This window comes from Gottfriedia sp. NPDC056225, assembly GCF_042267765.1.
In the GTDB taxonomy this organism is placed as follows: domain Bacteria; phylum Bacillota; class Bacilli; order Bacillales; family Bacillaceae_G; genus Gottfriedia.
Genome location: NZ_JBHJTJ010000001.1, coordinates 24,431 through 48,434 on the forward strand (window position 1 = coordinate 24,431; position 24,004 = coordinate 48,434).

Consider the following 24,004-nt stretch of genomic DNA (forward strand, 5'->3'; position numbering starts at 1 on the left):
AAAATCTTACTCTATTTCAATTACTAAAAATTGTAAAGCTATTAGAATTATTTATCGTTTAATACTGCTACTCCTGGAAGTTCTTTACCTTCCATAAATTCTAAAGAAGCACCACCACCAGTAGATATGTGGCTCATTTTATCTGCTAAACCGAATTTTTCAGCAGCTGCAGCTGAGTCTCCTCCACCGATAATTGAGTAAGCATCTGAATCTGCTAAAGCTTGTGCTACTCCTATAGTACCTTGTGCAAATTTATCGATTTCAAATACGCCCATTGGCCCATTCCAAATAACTAATTTAGAACTTTTAATTACATCTGCATAAAGAGCAGTTGTTTTTGGTCCAATATCAAGAGCTTCCCAATCTGCAGGAATGCCATCAATATCAACTTCTTGCGTATTAGCATCTTCACCAAATTTGTCAGCAATAATTGCATCGATTGGCATGTAGAATTTAACGCCTTTTGCTTCTGCTTTTTGCATAAACTCATTCGCTAAATCAATTTTATCCTCTTCTAAAAGAGACTTACCAATTTCATAGCCTTTTGCTTTTAAGAATGTATAAGCTAATCCGCCACCAATGATTAAGTTATCAACTTTTTCTAATAAGTTTTCAATTACACCAATTTTATCTCGAACTTTCGCTCCACCGATAATAGCTGTAAATGGACGTTCTGGGTTAGAAAGTGCTTTACCTAAAACATTAATTTCTTTTTCCATTAAGAAACCTGCTACAGCTGGGATATATTTTGCAATACCAGCAGTTGTTGCATGCGCACGGTGAGCAGCACCAAATGCATCATTTACATATACATCCGCTAAAGCAGCAAATTCTTTTGCTAAAGCATCGTCATTTTTCTCTTCACCTGGGTAGAAACGAACGTTTTCTAATAATAAAACATCGCCTTCGTTCATTTTGCCAATTTCTTCTTGAACTTTAGGGCCGTATGCTTCATCAGTTTTAATTACGTTTTTACCTAATTTTTCACTTAAACGTTGAGCAACAGCATTTAAACGTAAATCTTCATTTACTTGTCCTTTTGGACGACCTAAATGAGATGCTAAAATAACTTTTGCTCCGTTTTCTATTAAATACTGAATAGTAGGAAGTGCAGCACGAATACGTGTATCATCTGTTACTTCACCATTTGCCATTGGTACATTAAAATCCACACGGCAAAATACGCGTTTTCCCTTTACATCAATGTCATGTAATGACTTTTTGTTCATAATAGGTGCCTCCAGTACTGTTTTTATTCATCCAAATTCAATTCCACTTATCGATCCGTCTCATTTTGAAGTCGCATCTATTCTGTGATATTGTCACCGCAATTTTAACAGATTATGTATATCAATTGGAATTTATTTCTAGAGTATTTTTTTATAATGTGTTGGATTCGTGACAAAAGAGGATTTTTATCAAATAAAAGAGGGGAGGAAATTCCCCTCACCCTCGTATTAATTTATTAAAATTAAAGTCCTTTAGAAGCGATGTGAGCTACTAGGTCAACTACACGAGTTGAGTAACCAGTTTCATTATCGTACCAAGAAAGAATTTTAACCATGTTTCCTTCCATAGTCATTGTCGATAATGCATCGATTGTAGAAGAGTTTGTGCAACCGTTATAGTCGATTGATACTAATGGCTCTTCAGAGTAACCTAAGATACCGTTTAATTCGCCTTCAGAAGCAGCTTTGAATGCAGCATTTACTTCTTCAGCAGTAACTTCAGTATTTAATTCAACAACTAAGTCAACTAAAGATACGTTAGCAGTTGGTACACGTACAGCACCACCGTTTAATTTACCTTTTAATTGAGGTAATACTAGAGAAACTGCTTTAGCAGCACCAGTTGTTGTTGGGATCATGCTCATTGCAGCAGCACGTGCACGACGTAAATCTTTATGTGGTAAATCTAAAATTTGTTGGTCATTTGTGTAAGAGTGAACAGTTGTCATCATACCACGTTTGATACCGAATTTTTCGTCTAATACTTTAGCAAATGGAGCTAAACAGTTAGTTGTACAAGAAGCGTTTGAAATTACATTGTGGCTAGCTGCATCGTATTTATCGTCATTTACACCCATTACGATCGTGATATCTTCGTTAGAAGCTGGTGCAGAGATAATTACTTTTTTAACTGATCCACCTAAGTGTTTTTCAGCGTCTTTTTTATCTGTGAAACGACCAGTAGATTCAACAACAACCTCTACTCCGTAATCGCTCCAAGGTAAAACTGCTGGGTCACGCTCAGCGATAACTTTAATTTCGTTACCGTTAACTACGATTGAATCACCGTTTACAGCTACATCAGCGTTTACTGAACCGTGTACTGAATCATATTTTAATAAGTGAGCTAAAGTTTTAGCATCTGTTAAGTCGTTAATTGCTACAACCTCTACGTTAGGGTTGTTTAAGCTTGCGCGGAAAACCATACGTCCGATACGTCCAAATCCATTAATACCAATTTTAGTTGCCATTTTTAATTTCCTCCTTTTAATAGGTAGAAGCTTTTATTTTATTTTATTTTAAAGGGAACATCCTTTAATTAACTCTTTTGCTGCTCCTTCGTCTGTGACGAGGATGTTTACATGGCCCTTCTTTAAGAAAGATGCCATTGCTTTTGCTTTTGAAGAACCACCTGCTACAGCAAGCACATAAGGTATTTTCTCCAATTCGTTCAGTTGTAATCCAATTGTTCTTACTCTGTAAACAACTTCACCATTTTCATTAAAGTAATATCCAAATGCCTCTCCTACAGCCTCAGATTCAGTTAGAATTTCTAATTGTTCTGATGACGACTGCCTTCGTTTAGCCATTGTAAATGCGTCACCAATACCGTGTACTACAATTGAAGAAGATCGAATTAAATTCAGAACCTCTTTTACTCTTGGTTCTTCCATCATTGTTAAATAAGCTTCTTCACTAAGTTCATCTGGCAGGTGAAGTAATCGATAATTACCTTTAGCCATTTCAGCCATTTTTGCACAAATCGTATTCGCTTGATTTCTTACTTCTTCTCCTAAACCGCCTCGTGCTGGAACAAATAAGGGATTTAAGTCTTTAGAGTCATCTTTCATCATTTCAGCTACAGCAGCTAAAGTAGAACCACCAGTAACAGCAACAATATTATTTGTCTCTATTCTTTGGTTTATACAGCTAACAGCTGCTCGACCCATCTCCTTTTTTACCCAGTCCAGTTCGTCACTATCGCCAGAAACTACAATTACTTCTTTAAGATTAAATGTATCTTTAAGCAAGTCTTCAATATTTTTTAAACCGAATAGTTCACGCATTGGTTCTTCTAGGTCTAGAAGTAAGCTTAGTCCTTCATCCGTTAATGTCATACCTGAAGATGCGACATTAATCAGTCTTTGCTCTTTTAATAGGGCAACTTCTGATCTAAGTACTCTTTCTGTTAATCCTACGCTTGCAGACAAGTTTCTTCGACCGATCGGCTGCATAATTCTTATATACTGTAGGATTTGAAATCTTTTTTGGATAACCGGTATTAGATCAGGTAATAATTTTTGTTGTAGCTTTAAAATGTGGTTCATTTTCATCTCCTCTTTCACAGAGTATTCACTTGGGTCCTTTTATGTCCCTATATGACATATTATGTCCCGCTTGTTTTAAAAAAATTACAGCGTTTTTCAACGTTGTTTTTTTTGAACAAGATTTACTCCAGAAGTGAAATAACCCTGCTACATTTACATTGTAACAGGGTCAATCATTTCTTTCAACTGATAACTACCCATTTATTGCATTTAATATGTCAATCTTATGAATTTTGCCGTATGCAATTGTTTCCCCGTCCATTTGAATAACTGGAATCATCAACTGATATTCCTCTAATAATGCATCATCAGAATAAATATCAATTTCATTTACTTCTATTTTATATTCCGATTGGGCTAATCGAATTGATTCTTTTGCTTCTTCACATAATCCACAATTCTCTTTTGTATATAAAGTTAACTTAATTGACATCTAATTCTCCTTTTAACTAAAGCGCTTTCGTTTTGACGAACCAGGAATTCTAAGTATATCCCTATATTTAGCTACAGTTCTTCTAGAAATCTCCACTCCATGCCTTTGTGCTAATAATTCAACAAGTTTTTGATCTGATAATGGTTTCTCTTTATTTTCTTCATCTACTAATTGCTTTATAAATACTTGCACACTCGTTGATGCAAGTTCTTCTCCATCAACACTTACACCTTGATGGAAAAATTTCTTCATTTCAAATAAACCATATGGCGTTTGTACATATTTGTTTTTACAAGTACGACTGATCGTTGATTCATGTAGTGAAAGTTCTTCAGCAATCTCTTTTAATGTCAGTGTTTTTAAATTAGCAGGACCTTTTTCAAAAAAAGCAATTTGCTTTCTAAGTATACAATTCATTACAGCTAACATCGTTGATTTTCTTTCTTCTATGCTTTTCATTAACCAGTTAACTTGTGTGTTTTTATCTTTTAAATAAGTTGAAACTTCCTTCTCATGTTGACCATTTAAAATGGAGGAATATTCACTAAGTACTTTTAAACGTGGCATTATTTTATCATTAATAAGTACAACGAATTCTCCACCTATCTTTTCGACAGATAAATCAGGGGCTACATAATTTACTTGGTCTTGGAAATAATTTAAACCTGGTCTAGGTTGCAACGTCAAAATTAAATCAATTTCCTTTTGTAATTCAGGCAAACTAATTTTAAGTTTTTTTGCAATATCTTTCCAATTTTTATTAACAAATTGGTCAAAATACAGATCAATGACCTGGTTTGCAATTGTTGTTTCTGCTTCAAGTCCATTTAACTGTATAAGTAAACATTCCTTAACAGATCTTGCTCCAACTCCTGCTGGTTCAAACCGCTGAAGCATTTCAATGCAGATTTGTAACTGAACGAAAGAGATATTAAGTTCTTGAATAAGTTCTTCATCTGACTCCATCAAGAATCCATTTTTATCTAAGTTATAAATTAAATATTTAATAATTCTATATTCGTCATTCTCAATTTTCAACTCATTTAACTGACTAATAAGTTCCTCTTGTAATGTCTCTGTTCTTCGAGTATATAACTCCATTCCTTGTCCGCTGGAAGTAGTTTGTTGTTTGATTTTTGAAGAAGAGTATTCGGTATAAGGAGTTTCGACTTCAATTAAGGGATTTTCTAACGATTGTTCAAATAAAAAATCCGTAAGCTCTTGGGCATTAAATTGAAGCATTGTAATGGCTTGTCGTAGTTCCTGAGTCATTGCAAGTTTCAATGATTGTTTTTGCATTAAATTCATTTCCATACTACTTCACTCCCTTATTACTATTTTACTCTATATTTAACTTTTTCATAGTCCTTGACGAATTGTTCCATTAATTTAAAAATAGTGAAAACGTTTACTTTTTCCTGTATAGTAAAAGTATACAACTCTTTATGATGGGGGGCCATTATGAATAGAAAAAATCAAATTTACGAAGTTTTTCTACAAAGTATGGAACAAGGTTTTACTGCTATCGAGATCTCACAAAAATTAAATTTAGACAGAGCCAACGTTAGCAGTGATTTAAATAAATTAGTTAAAGAAGGTTCATTGGTTAAAACGAATTCTAGACCTGTAATTTTTAAACTTCAGTCTCATACTTTACAACAATCTAATCACTTTCAAAACAATCCGGCAAATTTAGAATATAAGTATGAATATTTTTATGAAGAAAACATTAGTTTAAGACCTGCGATTGAAAAAGCAAGGTCGGCAATTCTTTATCCACCATATGGTATGCACACATTAATACTTGGTGAGACAGGCGTTGGTAAATCTGCTTTTGCAGCTAGAATGCATGACTTCGCAATTCGGTCAAATGTTTTGGGAAAGGATTCCCCCTTTATTATATTTAACTGTGCAGACTATGCGAATAATCCTCAACTATTATTAGGACAGCTTTTCGGTGTAAGAAAAGGTGCATATACAGGTGCAACTGAACAAAAGGGTTTACTTGAAAAAGCGAATAATGGAATTTTATTTTTAGATGAGGTACATCGTCTTACTCCTGAAGGTCAAGAAATGTTATTTACATTTATTGATTACAAGTTGTATAGACGACTAGGAGAGACTGAAAATGAACGAACATCAAATGTTCTAATCATTTCAGCTACAACTGAAGACCCTAGTTCAACTTTATTATCTACATTTACACGTCGAATTCCTATGGTCATTACATTACCAGCTTTAAGCGATCGAACTTATGAAGAAAGATTTACACTCATTAAACGGTTTTTCTCTGAAGAAAGTCTTCGTCTTGGAAAAGAAATAGTTGTAAGCGCGAATACGATTCGTTCTTTCCTATTCTATCCGTGTCAAAATAATATCGGTCAATTGAAAGCCGATATTCAGCTAGCCTGTGCCAAAGCCTATGCAGATTTTATCACTCATAAGCATGACAAAGTCCGAATTCATAGCACAGATTTAAACTGGTATGTGAAAGAAGGCTTATTCATTGAAAAAAAGGTAAAGCATTCAATCACACTGCTAAATGAGTATTTCGAATTTTCACCAACAAAAGGTATAATCAGTAATCCGCAAATGGATCATTCTGCGGATACAATTTATGACCGAATTGATACGAAGTACGAAGAGCTTAAACAACGTGGCGTTAATCAGGACGAGTTATCTTTACTAATGGAAAACGATATTGAAAGCTACTTTACGCATTACATTACCTCCATTAATCGAAAACTATCTAGTAAAGAAAATGTCCAAAAAATAATAAAGCCTGAAATCGTCACATTAAGTGAAAAAGTACTAAAGCTCGCAGAAGAAAAATTAAATAAAAGATTTAACGAAAAAATACTTGTTGCTCTTAGCTTGCATATACAAACGCTATTACAACGTATTCAGTCAAACAAAAAAATACATCATCCAAATATAACTCAAATTCGAGATCAATATAAAAACGAGTTTTCCGTTTCAATCGAATGTGTAAAAATGATTGAAGATTTTTCAAATATCTCAATCCCTTTTGACGAGGTAGCATTTATAACAATGTTTTTCGTGTATGGAAACGAAGATTTTAAAGTGTTAAGTTCGAATGTTAAAGTAATTGTTTTAGCTCATGGGAACGGCATCGCTAGAGAGATGGCCAACGTAACAAATGAATTGCTAGAAAACGAGGAAGTTATCGGAATTGATATGCCTTTAAGTGAACCACCACAAGATTTCTTAATTCGTGTAAAAGATTATATCAAATCATTAGGTAAATTAAATGGCATTTTACTTTGTATCGATATGGGTTCATTAGCTTATATTGGTGACATAATTGAAGCTGAATTTTCAATCCCTGTACGAGTGATTCAAATGGTAAGTACCGCCCATGTAATAGAAGCATCTAGGAAAGCGACATTAGGCTATAATTTGGATGAGTTGTACCAAGATGTACGAAACTTAACTACTTTCTTCATCAATTCACATGCAAATAAAACGAAACAACCAGAATTTAATCGTTCAGTAATTTTAACTGCATGTCTTACTGGTCAAGGAAGTGCAATAGCCATTAAAAATATACTAGCGAATAACTTGGTCTATGATAAAGAGATGCTAGAAATCGTTCCAATTAGTCTTTTAAACAAAGAAGAATTACAAAAAATGTTAAATGATATTTCTAAAGAACGAAGTATCGTTTGTATTGTTTCAAATTTTGATATAAGCGTTCCATTCAACACATTCCATTTACAAGATGTATTAAACATGAAGGCTACAAAGAAAATACAGGAATTAATAACATATGAAGAGACGTACTTAAAAATGGCTGAAACATTACAAGAAACGATTTCTTTAAAGGATGCTAAAAAGGTAATCAGTGTGATTAGACGCGCCCTAAATGATATTCAAGTCCAAACAGATAAGTTTTTCAAAAATGAGGATTTGATGGGTATTGTTATTCATATGAGCTGCATGATTGATCGAATTCAAAACTCACAGCCTTTAATTCCATTCAAAGATAAAGAAGATAAAATAAACAGTGACTATCTGCTATATTTAAAAATAAAAAAAATACTGCAACAAATTGAGGAATCTTGTGACATTGTCATACCTGATGATGAAATATGTTATTTAATGGAATTTTACTCTAGAAATGACATAGAGTAAGCGGGGCAGAAAAAAAACAATTTATTAAAGTAAACTTGAAAAGCCAGTTTCTTCATTTAGAAGAAACTGGCTTTTCTACATTCTATATTAATATTTTACTAACTCTACTCCCTCTGGAAGATTTGAGTTCGTTAAAATATCAAGTTCTGTTAATCGTTCAAAACAATATGAAGTACCATTTTTCAAATGATTATCAACTAATGCAGGATGCACCATAATCTCTACTGACTCTACACCTTTATTTATTCTTTCTTTTATTGTCTCGATATAATTTGCTGGAATTTCACTACCATAAAAGTCTGTTAATAATTGATCAGTAAATGGTTTAATTCCGACTATTTGACTTTCAGGAGAAACACGGACTGGAAGATCATACTTTTGAGATAGTTTCGCAATAACTGGGTGGAGGATAGGAATCATGTGTACATGGTGATGGCTATCGAAATGCGTAGGCTTCAAACCATAAGAAAGGAACTTTTGAATTTGCGCATCCCATTCCTTTTCTACCTCGTCTACATTAACAACTGGATTACCATACCAATAACTGTTCTTAAGAAAAACACCATTTTGGTCTACAATTGTTTGTAAATTACTTAATAACGGTTTGCCCGCTGTTAAGACAAGATGTACACCAAGTCCCATCGTAGGATGCAATTTTGCTAATTCAATCCCATGCTCCACAGCATACATATTCATCATCATCGTTGCTGAGTTCACGATTCCATTCAAATGTGCTTCAATAATGCCATAATTTACACCTTTTGAATATCCGTAGTCATCTGCATTTACAATAAGCTTAGTCATCTTTCATTCCCCTTTTCTCGAGTGTCATCAAAAAGGGATGTACTCTTTTTACTCGAGCTACATCCCTCTCTTTAATCGATTAAAACGTTAATTCGCTGCTACTTTTTCGTTTTTGAAAAATTGAGGTAAATGCTCTTTGTGCGCTTCTAACATTTCATCTAGAATTTGTTTTGCTAAACTATCAGATCCAACTAGTGGATTAATACACATTGCAAGTAAAGCAGTTTTATAATCGCCAGTTACACCAGCTTCTGCAGCAACTCGCTCAAATGATTTAATTTGTTGAACTAAACCACGTACAGCAACTGGTAAGTCACCCATTGAAAGTGGTTTAGGGCCATCCTTTGTAATGACTGCACTTACTTCAACTGCACAGTCGTCTGGAATAGAAGCAATCGCCCCATTATTCATTGTGTTAACAGGTTGAATATCACCTTTATTGTTATATAGAGATGATATTAATCGACATGCAGCATCACTGTAATATGCTCCCCCACGCTTTTCTAATTGTGGTGGCTTAATACTTAAATTAGGATCTTTATATAATTCAAATAATGATTCTTCTAATTTTTTTACAACCTCAGCGCGGGTACCATCTTTTTTCGCAGCCTCTAGTTCTTCCTCTAGCATTACTTTAGATTGATAGTAGTAACGATGATATGGACAAGGAATAGCTCCAAGTGCTTCAATGAAATCTGGATTCCAATCCATTGCCTTAATATTTTGCATCGTCATACTTTCAGTAGGTCTTGCAAACTCACTTACAACACGACTTGTAACATCTTCACCATCTAACAATACTTTCGTTCCGTAAACCATATGATTTAATCCCATAAAATCTATATGGACACGCTCAGGACTTACACCTAGACCTTTTGCTATATTCATATGAATATGAATTGGTACATTACATAAACCTACCACTTTACGGAAGTTTGTATATCTTAAAATCGCTTCAGTTAAAATGCCCGTAGGATTCGTAAAGTTCACTAACCAAGCATTCGGACAAAGTTCTTCGATATCTTTTACAATATCTAAAATAACCGGAATTGTACGAAGTGCTTTAAACAGACCACCTGGACCATTTGTTTCTTGACCAATAACTCCATATTTTAATGGAATTCGCTCATCTTTCATACGAGCTTCAAGTAATCCTACACGGAACTGAGTAGTAACAAAATCAGCGTCCTTTAGAGCAGCGCGACGATCAAGTGTTAAATGAATTTCCATAGGAACTCCCGCTTTTTCTACCATTCTCTTTGCTAGACTTCCTACGATTTCAAGTTTTTCTCTACCTTCTTCAATATCTACTAACCATAGCTCCCTAACAGGTAACTCATCATAACGTTTAATAAATCCTTCAATCAATTCTGGAGTATAACTTGAACCGCCACCAATTGTTGCTATTTTAATACCGTTTCTCATCTTCTTCACTCCCTCTATTTAATAGAGAAAAGTAGTTCGTTCATTCTAAAAAACTACTTTTCTACTTACTCTTATTTGTTTAATTTTTCATGTAAGAAAAGAATTTCCATTACTAAATCTCTCATTGTTAGTGCATTCATTAAATGATCTTGGGCATGAATTAATAAAATACTCAACTGAACATTCTCTCCACGTGCTTCACTTTGAATTAATGAAGTTTGTGTATGGTGAGCATGATTTAATTCTACTTTTGCCTCTTCAATCTTACTGTTTGCTTCTTCTAAATTACCCGCTCGAGCAGCTTGCATCGCTTCCATCAATGAGCTTTTTGCGTTTCCTGCGTGTAAGATTAATTGAACTGCTGTTTGCTCGATCGTCATTAAAGTACTCATTTCGTATCCTCCTCAAACTGTGTTACATAGCAGCACTTTGATTATTTGCTGCTTCTCTCATTTTTTTAGCTTCCATTCGTCCTTGAAGTGCAACAAACGGTAAATAGATGACCACTGAAACAATTAAGTTAAATGCGGCTAAAGCTGCACCTGTCCAATGTCCACCTGTAATTAACCAACCACCTAGAATTGGTGGAGTTACCCAAGGAATACTTGTCGTTACAGGATGTACCCACTCAAAAGAAATCGCTAAATATGATATAACTGTTAATATAATTGGTGTACCTATAAATGGAATTAACCACATTGGATTTAATACGATTGGCAATCCGAAAAGAACTGGTTCATTAATTTGGAATAAACCTGGTGCTCCTCCTAATGCAATCATTTGTTTATTACGTTTTCTATTAATTAAGATCATTGAAATGATTAACCCTATCGTAGCACCTGATCCACCTAAGAAAACAAATGCATCAAAGAATTGACCAGCCATTACATTGTATTCACTCCACTTAGTAACACCTTTTGCTGCTAAATCAATATTTTCATTCCCTAAAGCTGTAAATAATGGTGTTGTAATTCCACCTAAAATATTTGGTCCATGTAGGCCAAGCATCCAGAAGAAATGAATAAAGAATGCGATACCAATTGCAAATGGTAATGAGTCAGCAGCATTTGTTAATGGCTTAACAAGCACTGAGCTTAACCAATCATTAAAATATACTCCATCAGATAAATATAATCTGAATAACAAACCAACAATTGCGATTACCAAAATTGTTAGCATACCTGGTAACAGTTTCGCAAATGCTTTAGAAACTGCTGGTGGCACACCATCAGGTAATTTAATTACTAATTTTTTCACTTTAGATAAGCGGACAAAAATTTCTGTTGCGATAATTGCGACGATTATTCCAGTAAATAGTGCAGTTGAATTAGTATATGTTGAGTTTACTAATCCCCAAACACTACCTGTAGCTGTTTTTCCATTTTCTAATGTAACTGTCACAGCATTTAAAGTTTGTGGCACTAGCACAAAATATGATGCTAACGCTACAAGCATTGCTTCGAATCCCTCATCACCATATGAGCGAGCCAATTTATATGCAATCCCTACAACTGCAAAAACTGTCATAAATGCGAATGTTCCCCACCAAATGTCTCCACCTAGTGTCTTCCAATTTAGTCCAAAGAGTGCTTCCATCATCTTGTCGTAGCCTTTTATCGCTCCGCCTAGATTATTAAATAAAACTGCAAACGAACCTACCATTGTAATGGCAATCATACCGATTAACGCATCACGTATTGCTAACAAATGACGTTGGTTACCGAACTTTGCTGCAGCTGGCATTATATATCTTTCTACAAAATTTATCATTTTTTCAATGCTCCTTTTTGTTAATAATTCATGCAACAATCAATGCTATTTTTTTAAGCTAAGAGCTAATTCTAAAACAGCTTCACCGTTCATCAGTCCATAATGTACTGGATTGATCACATCAACTGGGATTCCTTTTGGCTCTGCAACTTTTTTCATCTCTGAAGCTAAATATCGTACTTGTGGCCCTAATAAAAGAACATCAGCTTTATCTAAATTTTCTTTTGCAGCATCACCTGATACTGCCCAAATTTTCGCTTCAATTCCTTTTGCTTTTGCTGCATCCTCCATTTTAGTTACTAGTAAACTAGTAGACATTCCTGCTGAACAAGCTAATAAAATATTCATTATAATTCCTCCAGTATCAGTTAATGTGTAGCGCTTACAATTTTTATTAAGCAACTACCAATTTTTTTATTTTGTACACTCTTTATATAGCAAATGGCGTGCCAACTTTTTATCATTACTTTAAAAATATTTATTTTCATCTTAAAGTCCTTGTCCTAGAAGGATTTAAAATATTAATGTTTTTTCTAAACCTTTCAAGCCTGCAGCTTAATTTTCTTAGTGTGTTGTATAAAATTGATAATTTTTCTAAAAACTAATTAGTGTGTTGATTTCACGCTAGTGTGTCACAAAATAGACACACAAATAGTTTAGTGTTTTAAAACTCTATTGAATCCTTCTTAAATTAGATACTTTTATAGAACAAAAAAGTGGTGTAGAACTTGTCTACACCACTTTTGTTCATTATGAAATTTTCTCATGCAAGTATATAATCTCTTCCACTAAGTCCCTTGTTGTAAGAGTGTTCATTAAATGATCTTGTGCATGCACTAAAAGAACATTAATTTGATAGTGTTGCCCGCCCGCTTCACTTTGTATAAGTGAAGTTTGGGAATGATGAGCCAGCCTAAGTTCTGCATTCGCTTCGCTTACTTTCTTACGAGCTTCCTCAAACTCCCCCTCTCGAGCTTTATACATCGCTTCCATTAATAAACTTTTAGCATTACCTGAATGTAGTATAAGCTGAAATGCAATTTGTTCATTGTTTGTGTCGGTAGGCATCTGCACTCTTCTCCTTTACATTCTATTAAACATTTAATGAGTTACTACTCGAAGTTTCTGTTGATCTTTTAGCTTCCATTCTTTCTGCAACTACTACGAATGGTAAGTAAATAATAACAGAGATTACTGCGTTAACTAATGATAAAACTGCTCCGCTCCAATGACCACCCGTTGCTAAATATCCTCCAATAACCGGTGGAGTTACCCATGGAATAGTTGAAACAACTGGGAATACGATATGCGATTGAACAGCTAAATAAGAAATAATTGTTAATACAATTGGAGTAAGGATAAATGGTACTAACCATACTGGATTTAATACAATTGGTAAACCGAAAATGATTGGTTCATTAATATTAAATAATCCAGGAGGTGTACCTAAAGCAATCATCTGTTTATGACGTCTACGGTTAACGATAAACATCGCTATAATTAAACCAATTGTTGTTCCTGACCCACCCATATACACGAATGCATCTAAGAATGGACCTGCTAAAATTGAGTACTTATCTAAATCAGTAACTCCTTTTGCGTATAAGTCAATATTATGATTTCCTAAACTTGTTAATAATGGTGTCGTAATACCACCTAAAATATTTGGACCATGTAGTCCTAGTGCCCAGAAGAAATGAACAAAGAATGCAATAGCAACTGCAAATCCTAATGAATCAGCTGCATCAGTTAATGGTTTTACAAGAACTGAGTTTAACCAATCATTAAAGAATACTCCGTCCGAAATATATAATCTAAATAATAAACCAACTAAAGCTACAATGAAGATTGTTAGCATACCTGGTAATAGTTTTGCAAACGCTTTCGATACTGCCGGTGGAACACCATCAGGTAATTTAATAACTAATTGCTTTACTCTAGCTAATCGTACAAAAATTTCAGTTGCAACAATCGCTACGATAATACCTGTAAATAAAGCTGTTGAGTTTAATGAATTCCAGCTAATGAATCCCCAAGTACCACCTGTAGCTGTTTTGCCTCCATCTAACGTAACAGATACTGCAGCTAATGATTGTGGAACAAGTACAAAATAACATGCTAGTGCAACAAGCATAGCTTCAAAACCTTCATCGCCATAAGAACGTGCTAATTTATAGGCAATCCCTACAACTGCAAACACGGTCATAAATGCAAAAGTTCCCCACCAAATATCGCCGCCTAATGTTTTCCAGTTAGCACCGAAGACAGTTTCCATCATGTGATCGTAGCCGTGGATTGCTCCACCTAAGTTATTAATTAAAGTCGCAAATGCTCCAATCATCGTAATTGCAATCATACCAATTAACGCATCACGGATAGCTAGCAAATGACGTTGATTTCCAAACTTCGCTGCTGCAGGCATTATATACTTTTCAGCAAAACTCATCATTCTGATACACCTTCTTTTCTCTCTAAATTTTTAATACCCCGTTTTATTTTTTCAAATTTAAAGCCATTTCTAACACAGCTTCACCATTCATCAATCCATAATGTACCGGATTAATAGTATCTACTGGAATCCCCTTAGGTTCAGCCAGCTTCTTCATCTCTGAGGCAAGATAACGAACCTGTGGTCCAAGTAGTAATACATCCGCTTTAGCTAAATTTTCTTTCGCTTCATCACCAGCAACGGCCCATATGTTGGCCTGAATACCTTTTGCCTTTGCTGCTTGTTCCATCTTTGTGACCAGTAGACTAGTTGACATACCTGCTGAACATACTAATAGAATATTCATTCTCCACCTCCTGCAAAATTTACCCGACCATTGTAGCGCTTACATTTTTACAAATAATGACAAAAGAATTACGCGATACAAGGACAAGTTTTATAATCAATTTAAGTATTGCAAAATCTGTGCCAATTTTCTAAAAAATCTATTTATTTCAAAATCCAATAAAAAAACCTTGAGAAATCAAGGTTTTTAAAACTAATCATTTTTATTAAATTTTAGTGTTTCATTTGTGTGTAGCCATAAATCGTACTGTGTTAGCTAAAAGATAGTAGTGTGTTGGCGAATTAATGCGAAACACCCTTATCAAACCGAAAGTGTGTTATACAACAACACATTAAAATTATTCTTCAACTGTCAAATGAGCTTTACAAAATTCGAATACTTCTTTTTCTTCATCTTCTTCTAAATCAAAATCTAAATAACTATTTGATTCAGCCTCGAACAAATCGTATTTAATTAATCTAGACTGGGCACCATTTACTCCAAAAAGTACTTTTATGTATATCCCTTTTTCATTATATAATTCATCATCCTCTGGTACATCGATATAAAGAATAAACTCATATCGATCCCCTTCAATAATGCCAAATGGATCTTTTATTTCTTCTACAGTGTATTCTGCAATAGTTAACACAAAAACATTCCCTTCAATATTAATATGTACTATTATACACAAAGAAATGAACAAAAAGAAAGACGCCTGCCGCAGCAGACGTCTTGATGCGTTTGAGGCGAGAGACCGGGCGGCCACATCCGCGCGTTTAGCTTGCGCATATCTCTCGTCTTACTCAAATTAGCTCATCGCAATAAGTAATATAACATATATTTTTGAAAAATGGTAGAGGAAAAAAATTCAAGCTATTAAGAACCTCATGCCAAATCATTTAGAATCACGCGACACTATTATCCTTAGTATTGTTTTGGCGTTAAACATCCTCAATTTTATATACAGAATTTAATGATTTTCAGGTCGATACAGTATTTTTTCTTTTTAACTGTTGAATACAGTTTATATGTTTCCTTGAATTTTAGTTCATTTTCCATTTCTTCTTTATTGAATTTTGCTAGTTCCTCGAAAAACCATGAATTTATATCCATTTTGAAAGCCTCCTTTTTCTTACTTTAAATATATGACAGTAAGGTAAAGGAACCCATTCTTCATTGGATGGAGTTTTATTACATCTTTAGTTGTAGGTTAGAAGAAGGAGGATTATCAGTAGAAAAAAATAAAAGCCGATTGATATAACTTCTGTTTTTAAACAGATTATATCAATCGGCTTTTTACTTTTTAGCGCGCTCGACAGGATTCGAACCTGCGACACACGGTACCGGAAACCGATGCTCTATCCACTGAGCTACGAACGCATAATTTCTTATAAAGGTACATGATATATTTTGTATTGGTTAGTCCTAGGTCAATTATATCTTTAGAAAGTTCTGACTGCAATGTTTTAGGTCTGTTTTTGGGTATGAAAATATTCTAAGAGTATGAAAAAGAAGAAGATGCGCTTTGGGTGCATCCTCTTCTTTAGTTACCATTTTATAGGTTTTCACCGTTTGTTTTGATGACTTGTTGGTACCAGTAAAAGCTTTTTTTCTTGAGTCTTTTTAATGTACCTTTTCCTTCGTTGTCTTTGTCTACGTATATATATCCGTAGCGTTTTTTCATTTCACCGGTTCCTGCACTTACAAGATCAATTGGTCCCCAGCTTGTGTAGCCAATGATTTCGACACCGTCTTGGATCGCTTCGGACATTTCTTTAAAATGTGAGTTTAAATAATTGATTCGGTAGTCATCATTAATTGTGTCGTTGTCTTCAATTACATCAATTGCTCCTAGGCCATTTTCCACAATAAATAATGGTTTTTGGTAACGGTCGTATAATTGATTACATGTTATTCGTAATCCTTTAGGATCGATTTGCCATCCCCACTCTGAGGCTTTTAAGTATGGATTTTTTATAGAGGCAAAGATATTTCCTTCAGTTAATTGACTTAATACTTCCGGGTCAGTACTAGCGCAACGACTTGCATAATAACTGAAACCGATATAGTCCACTGTGTTATTTTTTAATAGCTCTTCATCATCTTTTTCCATTACTATATGTAAATCATTTTCTCTGAAATATCGTTTAGCATACCCAGGGTATTCCCCTCTTGATTGAACATCAATGAAAAAATAGGATTCTCGGTCTTTTTCCATTGAGTTCCATACATCGTTTGGATGACAAGTATATGGAAATGTTGCACCCGCCGCTAGCATACAGCCAATTTGGCTATTTGGAATAATTTCATGACATGCTTTTACAGCTAAAGCACTAGCTACAAGTTGATGATGTGCCGCTTGGTAAAGAACTTGGTCTTTATCCTCACCTTCTTTAAGAATAATACCTGCTCCAATAAAAGGTGCATGTAATAGCATGTTTATTTCATTAAATGTCATCCAATACTTAACTTTGTTTTTATATCTTTCAAAGATAGTTCTTGTATACCTCTCATAAAAGTTGATCATTTCTCTATTTTTCCAACTACCGTATTTCTCTACTAAATGGACTGGCACATCAAAATGGCAAGTCGTGACAACTGGTTCAATATTATATTTTAATAACTGATCAAAAACATCATCATAGAATTGGAGACCCTCTTCATTTGGTAATTCTTCATCTCCGTTAGGAAAAATCCTTGCCCATGCAATTGATAACCTTAAACATTTAAATCCCATTTCAGCAAACAGTGCAATATCATCTTTATAACGATGGTAGAAATCAATTGCTTCATGTGAAGGATAGTAAACTCCTTCTTTTAATGTTAAAGAGTCTATATTCCCTAACATAAACGAAAATCGTTCTTTACCAGTCGGTAATAAATCTACAGTTGTTAACCCTTTACCACCTTCTAAGTAAGCACCCTCTGCTTGGTTTGCTGCAATTGCACCACCCCAAAGAAAATTTGTTGGAAATGCGGAATGTAACTTATTCAATTTGGATCTCCTCCTCTAGTAACTTTGTCTACTTTAACTCGATTGTATTTTCTAAGAAGCATTCCTGAAGAAATTGAATTTTACTTAAAAAAAATCCTTTTAGAATCTTTTCTATATCTAGTCCTACTCTCCTGCTCTTCGTAGTTTATTAGAATTTATACTACTCAAAAGAAAATCTAAATAAAGTTACGTTTAATAATAGGAAAAGTCGTTAATGATGTTGAAGTATTAGATAATCAATATGTTATAAAAGGTCAATTTTTTTTAGGTTAAAGAATACATAAATAAAGCATCTCTTTTATTTGACCTTTTCTGACCTTAAAGGTATTATTGTATTAATCAATCTATTGTTTAAACAAGGAGGAGAAAAAATGAATTTAATCCCTACAGTTATTGAACAAACAAGTCGTGGTGAGCGTGCGTATGATATTTACTCTCGTCTTTTAAAAGACCGCATAATCATGTTAGGTAGTGCAATCGATGATAACGTAGCTAACTCGATCGTGTCACAACTTTTATTTTTAGCAGCAGAAGATCCAGATAAGGATATTTCATTATACATTAATAGCCCAGGAGGAAGTATTACTGCTGGTATGGCTATTTATGATACGATGAATTTCATTAAGCCTCAAGTATCTACAATTTGTATTGGTATGGCTGCTTCAATGGGTGCTTTCTTATTATCTGCTGGGGAAAAAGGTAAGAGATATGCTCTTCCGAATGCAGAAGTTATGATTCACCAACCATTAGGTGGTGCTCAAGGTCAAGCTACTGAAATCGAAATTGCAGCTAAACGTATCTTGTTCTTACGCGATAAATTAAACAAAATTCTTGCTGATCGTACTGGTCAACCATTAGATACGATTGAGCGTGATACTGAGCGTGATAACTTTATGACTGCAGACCGTGCTTTAGAATACGGATTAATTGATAAAGTAATTTCTAATACTGCAGCTATTAAATAATAATTAAAAAACTAGTCGTGATTTTCCGGCTAGTTTTTTTTGTATAAAAAAATTGGACATCCATCTATGTGAATGCCCAATAACATTAAATTTCTTCTCCAATAAAGTCCATTACTGCTTCCATTGCTTCAACTTCATCGTCACCAGTAACAGTAATTACTATTTCTTCTCCATGTGGTACAGCAAGACTCATAACGCCCATAATACTTTTTACGTTCACTTGTTTACCTTTATATGCTAGTAATACTTCTGAACGAAATCTTGTAGCGACTTGAACAAATTGTGCCGCTGGACGAGCCTGTATTCCAGTTTCTAATAGTACTCTCCCTTTTTTCTCAATCATTTTTTTACCTCTTAACTTATTTATTTTATTTTTATTGGTTCCCCTGCTCTTAGCTTATCAGCAATTTCATCAATTTTACGTAAACGATGATTAATTCCGGATTTGCTAATTGCACCGCTAGAAACCATTTCTCCTAATTCTTTTAATGTTACATCCTCATACGCTACTCTAAGTTCAGCAATTTCACGGAGCTTTGGCGGTAATATATCTAATCCGACGGAGCTTTGGATATAACGAATATTTTCAATTTGTCTGAAGGCTGCGCTAATTGTTTTATTTAAGTTCGCAGTTTCACAATTTACTAGACGATTAACACTGTTTCTCATGTCTCTTACAATACGGATATCTTCAAACCTTAATAAGGCTGAATGAGCACCAGCAATGTTTAAAAACTCAGTGATTTTTTCTGCTTCCTTTAAATAAGTGATATAGCCTTTTCGTCTCTCTAATGTCTTCGCATTTAACCCGAATTCATTCATTAGACGGCAAATTTCTTCTGTATGCTCTTTATAAAGCGAAAAAATTTCTAAGTGATATGAAGATGTTTCTGGATTATTCACTGAACCACCAGCTAGAAAAGCACCTCTTAAGTAGGAGCGTTTGCAACACTTCTTTTCAATTAGTTCTTTTGCTATTTCATTCGTAAAAGTAAACCCTTCGCCTGTTATATAAAGATCATTTAAAATATGCTTAGCTTCTTCTTTTATTCGAACAATATAGACATTGTTCTTTTTAAGACGCATTTTTTTACGAACGAGTAATTCAACGTCCACATCATAAACACGTTTAATTAATACATATATTCTTCTAGCAATAGCTGCATTTTCAGTAACTACATCTACAATAAATTGGCGATTTGCAAATGATAATGAACCGTTCATACGAATTAAAGAAGACAGTTCCGATTTTGAACAACAATCTTTAATTTCTATTGTTGTTAACTCTTTTTTCGTTTCTGATGCAAAGGACATTTGAATCACCCCCTCCTTCGAACACTAAATATTTTTCATTATTCTTTTATTTTAGTCGGGATAAGGTCACATAAAATTTCTGCTAACTTTACAGTATCATGCCTGATTACATTATCATCATATTTAACGATTGACTTATGAACGACTTCTAGTTTTAAAGCATTTAGCTCATTCAAATCCGGTTTTACTTGTTGAGCATGTTCTTCTTTATAAAGTTCTAAAATGTTCTTTGGCATTGTACCTTCATTTACGATAATCGTATCGATAAAGCTTGAGTCTAAGTGTTCATACAAAGCTTTTACGTGATCACTAGCCGTATAATGCAATGTCTCACCAGCTTGAGTCATAACATTACATACATATACTTTTTTAGCTTTTGAGGCTACAACTGCCTTCCCAATTTTAGTAACTAATAGATTTGGTAGAATACTCGTGTATAAGCTACCTGGTCCAATTACAATTAAATCTGCTCGTTCTATTTCATCAATGGCTTCTTTTAAAGGTTCAACATTACTTGGAGCTAAAAATACTCTCTTAATTTTTTTACCTGAATACGGGATTTTAGATTCACCCGAAACAATTGTGCCATCTTCTAGTTCCGCTTTTAATACAACACTTTGGTTAGCAGCTGGAATAACTTTCCCTCTTACATTTAATACTCTTCTCATTTCAATGATTGCACGATAAAAATCGCCTGTAATGGCAGTCATTGCACTTAACATTAAATTCCCAAGTGAGTGTCCAGAAAGGTCTCCAGATGTAGCAAATCGATGTTGGAATAATTCTTCCAACATCGGTTCCACATCAGATAATGCGGCCAATACATTTCTTACATCACCAGGGGGTGGAATTTTTAATTCATCACGTAATCGTCCAGAACTTCCACCGTCATCTGCGACAGTTACAATTGCGGTAATATCAACGGGATGTTTTTTCAACCCACGAACTAAAACAGATAAACCCGTTCCGCCTCCAATTATTACTATTTTCGAACGTTGGCTAACCATTACTTATGGCTCCTTTTTTCAACATCTCGATGGCTAATATTCGTATCATATTGGTCCTTATAGTAGTTAGCTAAATACTCCGCTAGAGTAACAGAGCGATGCTGTCCACCTGTACATCCAATCGCAATTATTAACTGACGTTTACCTTCTCTTTTGTATTGAGGTAACATAAAACTAATTAAATCAATTAATTTCAGCATAAACTCAGTTGTCTCATTAAATTTAAGTACATAAGAGGAGACCTCTTCATCTAAACCTGTTAGTGGACGCATTGATTCAATATAAAATGGGTTTGGTAAAAAGCGTACATCAAATACTAAATCCGCATCAATCGGTATGCCATACTTAAAACCGAATGACTGAATATTTACTGAAAAACCTTCTTGCTCATTTTCTCTAAACTGTTTTATTATTTTTTCTCTTAGTATTTTAGGTTTTAAATCTGAAGTATCATAAATTAATTGTGCACGTCCTTTTACATCCGCTAAAAGTGTGCGCTCCATCTCAATTCCTTTTAACGGAGAACCAGTTGGAGAAAGTGGATGTGAACGACGCGTTTCTTTATAGCGAGTAACAAGAGCAGCATTCGTTGCATCTAAAAATAATATTTGAGGGATGATCGAAGGAGTAGACATTAATTGATCTAACGAATTCCCTAATTGATCAAAGAATTCTCTTCCTCGTAAATCCATTACTAGAGCAACTTTATCCGTTGTATTATGATCTGGGTCCTTTAATAGCTCTACAAATTTTGGAAGTAAAGCCGGAGGAAGATTGTCAACACAGAAATAACCGATATCTTCTAACGCTTGAACAACAACAGTCTTTCCAGCACCTGACATTCCAGTTATTATAACCATTTTCACATGTGATTTTGCAGGCATTTAATTCAACCCTTTCTATGAATTTAGGTTAACTAGGATTTAATCGATATCTTAATAATTCAAAATCTGGCGTATATACAAAGGTACCATGCAAGATTTCTGTACCTTGAAGTAAATAATCAATAATGTGATAATCACCTTCAGCCATAGGAAGTTTCTTCACTTCATCTATTGCATGCCAGCGAAGAATGCCTTCTTCACATTCATCTTGATTTTGACCATCATACTCGGTAGCTAAAAATGAGAACATCATCCACTCATTCACTACCTTAGCATCTTCTTCTATAATAATTGTAAAAACACCTTTTAATTTTGGGTTTTTTAAGTAAACACCTGTTTCTTCACGATATTCTCGTACAACTGCTTCTCTAATATTTTCACCTGGCTCCATCTTGCCGCCGGGTGCAACCCACCAGTTTCTTCTAGGTTTTTGTAGCAAGAGGATATTATTTTCATTTAACAAAACACAATGTGTAACTCTTTGCATTTTTTATACCTCACTTACAATTTCGACTTGCAGTTGGTTGAAACTGCCCAATCTATATTATACCGTTAAACCTGTCTAACAACAACTTGTTAGGAGCAGGAATTAGGGGAGGAAAAGCTCTAGGATTTGGAAATAATTTCAAGAATTGGCCGTACTGTTGGGGAACTAAATTTACACAAAAAAAGGGAACATGGACAAGCGCATATCCATGTTCCTATATATATTAGGGGGCTCTCTGGTTAATAAATATATTACAGTATCTATATTTCAGTAGAGTTACACCCTAATTACATGTAAGTTTCAGAATATTACAATTGTATACACAATTCAAATAAATTGGAATCAATCGTATTTTAATGGTAGATTACTTCGTTTTAGCTAACTCTTCCATTAATTCTTCTATATAATGTTGTACTGCTTGAGCAGCAATACTTCCGTCTCCTGTAGCCGTTACAACTTGACGTAATGTTTTTTCACGAACATCACCTGCAGCAAAGATTCCTGCTACTTTTGTTTCCATTACATCATTTGTTTCGATATATCCATTTTCATTTGTAATACCTAAGCTTAAGAATGGTTTTGTTAATGGAAGCATTCCGATATAAATAAATACTCCATCTGTTTTAAATTCAGATTCTTCTCCATTTTGAGTATCAACAAGCGTTACGCTACTAACTTTACCGTCAGTTCCGTTAATCTCCTTGATTGTTGAATTCCAAACGAATGAAATTTTTTCATTTGCAAATGCACGGTCTTGAAGAATTTTTTGAGCACGTAATTGTTCTCGGCGGTGTACAATTGTAACTTTAGAAGCGTAGCGAGTTAAATATACGCCTTCTTCAACCGCTGAGTCTCCTCCACCAACGACAACTAATTCTTTATCTTTAAAGAATGCTCCATCACAAACAGCACAGTAAGACACACCGCGTCCGCCTAGCTCTTGTTCACCTGGAACGCCAATTTTCTTGTACTCTGCACCAGTAGTAATAATAACTGCACGTGTTTTGTATTCTTTTTTACCAGCAACGATAGTTTTGTATTCTTTGCCGTCGATAATTTCTTTTATGTCGCCATAAGCATATTCAGCACCAAATTTTTTCGCGTGGTCAAACATTTTATTTGATAAATCAGGACCTAAAATACTATCAAACCCTGGATAATTTTCAATTTCTTCAGTATTTGCCATCTGTCCACCAGGAATACCACGTTCCATCATTAATGTAGAAAGATTAGCACGAGATGTATATACAGCTGCAGTCATCCCTGCAGGACCAGCTCCAATGATTATAACATCATAAATTTTTTCTTCCATTTCTTAATCACTCCTTGTACTTTTATGGCTAATTGCCCTAGTTCATTTAACTACCACTATCCTAATACGCGACAACATAAAACAACAAATCATATGCTCATAATATAGAAAACTCGTTGA

At 34.4% G+C, this 24,004-nt stretch carries 24 protein-coding genes and 1 tRNA gene; 2 read left to right on the forward strand and 23 right to left on the reverse strand.

The window, feature by feature from the left end:
* Positions 1-47 precede the first annotated feature (47 nt).
* The 5 genes from ACFCYN_RS00115 to rpoN all read right to left on the reverse strand — a co-directional run bounded on the left by ACFCYN_RS00115 (position 48) and on the right by rpoN (position 5,303).
* A complete protein-coding gene (locus ACFCYN_RS00115) occupies positions 48-1,229 on the reverse strand; it encodes a phosphoglycerate kinase (RefSeq protein ID WP_172446244.1) in 1,182 nt (393 codons plus the stop codon).
* Positions 1,230-1,471: 242 nt separating this feature from the next.
* A complete protein-coding gene (gene gap, locus ACFCYN_RS00120) occupies positions 1,472-2,479 on the reverse strand; it encodes a type I glyceraldehyde-3-phosphate dehydrogenase (RefSeq protein WP_172446245.1) in 1,008 nt (335 codons plus the stop codon).
* Positions 2,480-2,527: 48 nt separating this feature from the next.
* A complete protein-coding gene (locus ACFCYN_RS00125) occupies positions 2,528-3,556 on the reverse strand; it encodes a sugar-binding transcriptional regulator (protein WP_172446246.1) in 1,029 nt (342 codons plus the stop codon).
* A 193-nt stretch (positions 3,557-3,749) separates the two neighbouring features.
* Positions 3,750-3,983 (reverse strand): glutaredoxin family protein, encoded by a 234-nt coding sequence (locus ACFCYN_RS00130; protein ID WP_172447725.1) that lies wholly within the window; start codon positions 3,981-3,983, stop codon positions 3,750-3,752.
* A gap of 18 nt (positions 3,984-4,001) precedes the next feature.
* Positions 4,002-5,303: an RNA polymerase factor sigma-54 gene (rpoN, locus tag ACFCYN_RS00135; protein ID WP_172446247.1), complete on the reverse strand. Its 1,302-nt coding sequence runs from the start codon at positions 5,301-5,303 to the stop codon at positions 4,002-4,004.
* Between the two features lie 147 nt (positions 5,304-5,450).
* Here rpoN and ACFCYN_RS00140 point away from each other — a divergent pair, with 147 nt between their 5' ends.
* A complete protein-coding gene (locus tag ACFCYN_RS00140) occupies positions 5,451-8,144 on the forward strand; it encodes a sigma-54-dependent transcriptional regulator (protein ID WP_172446248.1) in 2,694 nt (897 codons plus the stop codon).
* An 87-nt stretch (positions 8,145-8,231) separates the two neighbouring features.
* On the opposite strand, the gene chbG is transcribed toward ACFCYN_RS00140, so the two are convergent.
* The 12 genes from chbG to ACFCYN_RS00200 form a co-directional block, all read right to left on the reverse strand.
* Positions 8,232-8,948, reverse strand: a complete 717-nt coding sequence (gene chbG / locus ACFCYN_RS00145) for a chitin disaccharide deacetylase (protein WP_172446249.1) — start codon at positions 8,946-8,948, stop codon at positions 8,232-8,234.
* Positions 8,949-9,035: 87 nt separating this feature from the next.
* Entirely contained in the window at positions 9,036-10,373 is a 1,338-nt protein-coding gene (locus ACFCYN_RS00150) for a 6-phospho-beta-glucosidase (RefSeq protein WP_172446250.1), read from the reverse strand.
* A gap of 71 nt (positions 10,374-10,444) precedes the next feature.
* Positions 10,445-10,765 carry a PTS lactose/cellobiose transporter subunit IIA gene (locus tag ACFCYN_RS00155; protein WP_172446251.1) on the reverse strand — a complete coding sequence of 107 codons (321 nt, stop codon included), beginning with the start codon at positions 10,763-10,765 and terminating at the stop codon, positions 10,445-10,447.
* 22 nt (positions 10,766-10,787) lie between these two features.
* Positions 10,788-12,143, reverse strand: a complete 1,356-nt coding sequence (locus ACFCYN_RS00160) for a PTS sugar transporter subunit IIC (RefSeq protein WP_172446252.1) — start codon at positions 12,141-12,143, stop codon at positions 10,788-10,790.
* Positions 12,144-12,188: 45 nt separating this feature from the next.
* Positions 12,189-12,491 (reverse strand): PTS sugar transporter subunit IIB, encoded by a 303-nt coding sequence (locus tag ACFCYN_RS00165; protein WP_098118706.1) that lies wholly within the window; start codon positions 12,489-12,491, stop codon positions 12,189-12,191.
* A gap of 402 nt (positions 12,492-12,893) precedes the next feature.
* Positions 12,894-13,211 (reverse strand): PTS sugar transporter subunit IIA, encoded by a 318-nt coding sequence (locus ACFCYN_RS00170; RefSeq protein WP_375946812.1) that lies wholly within the window; start codon positions 13,209-13,211, stop codon positions 12,894-12,896.
* Between the two features lie 25 nt (positions 13,212-13,236).
* Positions 13,237-14,592 (reverse strand): PTS sugar transporter subunit IIC, encoded by a 1,356-nt coding sequence (locus ACFCYN_RS00175; RefSeq protein WP_375946814.1) that lies wholly within the window; start codon positions 14,590-14,592, stop codon positions 13,237-13,239.
* A gap of 43 nt (positions 14,593-14,635) precedes the next feature.
* On the reverse strand, positions 14,636-14,938 hold the full coding sequence (locus tag ACFCYN_RS00180; RefSeq protein ID WP_098118709.1) for a PTS sugar transporter subunit IIB: 303 nt from the start codon (positions 14,936-14,938) through the stop codon (positions 14,636-14,638).
* 337 nt (positions 14,939-15,275) lie between these two features.
* Entirely contained in the window at positions 15,276-15,569 is a 294-nt protein-coding gene (locus ACFCYN_RS00185) for a DUF6509 family protein (RefSeq protein ID WP_172446255.1), read from the reverse strand.
* Between the two features lie 308 nt (positions 15,570-15,877).
* Positions 15,878-16,033 (reverse strand): hypothetical protein, encoded by a 156-nt coding sequence (locus ACFCYN_RS00190; protein WP_375946816.1) that lies wholly within the window; start codon positions 16,031-16,033, stop codon positions 15,878-15,880.
* A gap of 194 nt (positions 16,034-16,227) precedes the next feature.
* Positions 16,228-16,300: transfer RNA gene (locus tag ACFCYN_RS00195), tRNA-Arg, on the reverse strand.
* Between the two features lie 175 nt (positions 16,301-16,475).
* Positions 16,476-17,915, reverse strand: a complete 1,440-nt coding sequence (locus tag ACFCYN_RS00200) for a 6-phospho-beta-glucosidase (RefSeq protein WP_375946818.1) — start codon at positions 17,913-17,915, stop codon at positions 16,476-16,478.
* Between the two features lie 371 nt (positions 17,916-18,286).
* Between ACFCYN_RS00200 and clpP the strand changes: the two genes are divergently transcribed.
* Positions 18,287-18,880, forward strand: coding sequence for an ATP-dependent Clp endopeptidase proteolytic subunit ClpP (gene clpP, locus ACFCYN_RS00205; RefSeq protein WP_025568718.1), 594 nt, complete (start codon positions 18,287-18,289; stop codon positions 18,878-18,880).
* Positions 18,881-18,965: 85 nt separating this feature from the next.
* Here the strand turns inward: clpP and ACFCYN_RS00210 are convergent, their stop codons facing one another.
* The 6 genes from ACFCYN_RS00210 to trxB form a co-directional block, all read right to left on the reverse strand.
* A complete protein-coding gene (locus tag ACFCYN_RS00210) occupies positions 18,966-19,223 on the reverse strand; it encodes an HPr family phosphocarrier protein (RefSeq protein ID WP_025568719.1) in 258 nt (85 codons plus the stop codon).
* Between the two features lie 20 nt (positions 19,224-19,243).
* Complete coding sequence (gene whiA / locus ACFCYN_RS00215; RefSeq protein ID WP_098118712.1) at positions 19,244-20,194, reverse strand: DNA-binding protein WhiA; 951 nt, start codon at positions 20,192-20,194, stop codon at positions 19,244-19,246.
* Positions 20,195-20,232: 38 nt separating this feature from the next.
* Entirely contained in the window at positions 20,233-21,201 is a 969-nt protein-coding gene (locus ACFCYN_RS00220; RefSeq protein ID WP_172446259.1) for a gluconeogenesis factor YvcK family protein, read from the reverse strand.
* Entirely contained in the window at positions 21,201-22,085 is an 885-nt protein-coding gene (gene rapZ, locus ACFCYN_RS00225; RefSeq protein WP_172446260.1) for an RNase adapter RapZ, read from the reverse strand. Before rapZ ends, ACFCYN_RS00220 begins: the two co-directional genes overlap by 1 nt.
* 28 nt (positions 22,086-22,113) lie before the next feature.
* Entirely contained in the window at positions 22,114-22,572 is a 459-nt protein-coding gene (locus ACFCYN_RS00230; RefSeq protein WP_098118715.1) for an NUDIX hydrolase, read from the reverse strand.
* 364 nt (positions 22,573-22,936) lie between these two features.
* Positions 22,937-23,884, reverse strand: coding sequence for a thioredoxin-disulfide reductase (gene trxB, locus ACFCYN_RS00235; protein ID WP_172446261.1), 948 nt, complete (start codon positions 23,882-23,884; stop codon positions 22,937-22,939).
* Positions 23,885-24,004: the final 120 nt, after the last annotated feature.

Bases quoted from the DNA above. Each gene is read 5' to 3' on its own strand.
- ACFCYN_RS00115 (WP_172446244.1), bottom strand. From the start codon at position 1,229: ATGAACAAAAAGTCATTACATGACATTGATGTAAAGGGAAAACGCGTA.
- gap (WP_172446245.1), bottom strand. From the start codon at position 2,479: ATGGCAACTAAAATTGGTATTAATGGATTTGGACGTATCGGACGTATG.
- ACFCYN_RS00125 (WP_172446246.1), bottom strand. From the start codon at position 3,556: ATGAACCACATTTTAAAGCTACAACAAAAATTATTACCTGATCTAATA.
- rpoN (WP_172446247.1), bottom strand. From the start codon at position 5,303: ATGGAAATGAATTTAATGCAAAAACAATCATTGAAACTTGCAATGACT.
- ACFCYN_RS00140 (WP_172446248.1), top strand. From the start codon at position 5,451: ATGAATAGAAAAAATCAAATTTACGAAGTTTTTCTACAAAGTATGGAA.
- chbG (WP_172446249.1), bottom strand. From the start codon at position 8,948: ATGACTAAGCTTATTGTAAATGCAGATGACTACGGATATTCAAAAGGT.
- ACFCYN_RS00150 (WP_172446250.1), bottom strand. From the start codon at position 10,373: ATGAGAAACGGTATTAAAATAGCAACAATTGGTGGCGGTTCAAGTTAT.
- ACFCYN_RS00155 (WP_172446251.1), bottom strand. From the start codon at position 10,765: ATGAGTACTTTAATGACGATCGAGCAAACAGCAGTTCAATTAATCTTA.
- ACFCYN_RS00160 (WP_172446252.1), bottom strand. From the start codon at position 12,143: ATGATAAATTTTGTAGAAAGATATATAATGCCAGCTGCAGCAAAGTTC.
- ACFCYN_RS00165 (WP_098118706.1), bottom strand. From the start codon at position 12,491: ATGAATATTTTATTAGCTTGTTCAGCAGGAATGTCTACTAGTTTACTA.
- ACFCYN_RS00170 (WP_375946812.1), bottom strand. From the start codon at position 13,211: ATGCCTACCGACACAAACAATGAACAAATTGCATTTCAGCTTATACTA.
- ACFCYN_RS00175 (WP_375946814.1), bottom strand. From the start codon at position 14,592: ATGATGAGTTTTGCTGAAAAGTATATAATGCCTGCAGCAGCGAAGTTT.
- ACFCYN_RS00180 (WP_098118709.1), bottom strand. From the start codon at position 14,938: ATGAATATTCTATTAGTATGTTCAGCAGGTATGTCAACTAGTCTACTG.
- ACFCYN_RS00190 (WP_375946816.1), bottom strand. From the start codon at position 16,033: ATGGATATAAATTCATGGTTTTTCGAGGAACTAGCAAAATTCAATAAA.
- clpP (WP_025568718.1), top strand. From the start codon at position 18,287: ATGAATTTAATCCCTACAGTTATTGAACAAACAAGTCGTGGTGAGCGT.
- ACFCYN_RS00210 (WP_025568719.1), bottom strand. From the start codon at position 19,223: ATGATTGAGAAAAAAGGGAGAGTACTATTAGAAACTGGAATACAGGCT.
- whiA (WP_098118712.1), bottom strand. From the start codon at position 20,194: ATGTCCTTTGCATCAGAAACGAAAAAAGAGTTAACAACAATAGAAATT.
- ACFCYN_RS00220 (WP_172446259.1), bottom strand. From the start codon at position 21,201: ATGGTTAGCCAACGTTCGAAAATAGTAATAATTGGAGGCGGAACGGGT.
- rapZ (WP_172446260.1), bottom strand. From the start codon at position 22,085: ATGCCTGCAAAATCACATGTGAAAATGGTTATAATAACTGGAATGTCA.
- ACFCYN_RS00230 (WP_098118715.1), bottom strand. From the start codon at position 22,572: ATGCAAAGAGTTACACATTGTGTTTTGTTAAATGAAAATAATATCCTC.
- trxB (WP_172446261.1), bottom strand. From the start codon at position 23,884: ATGGAAGAAAAAATTTATGATGTTATAATCATTGGAGCTGGTCCTGCA.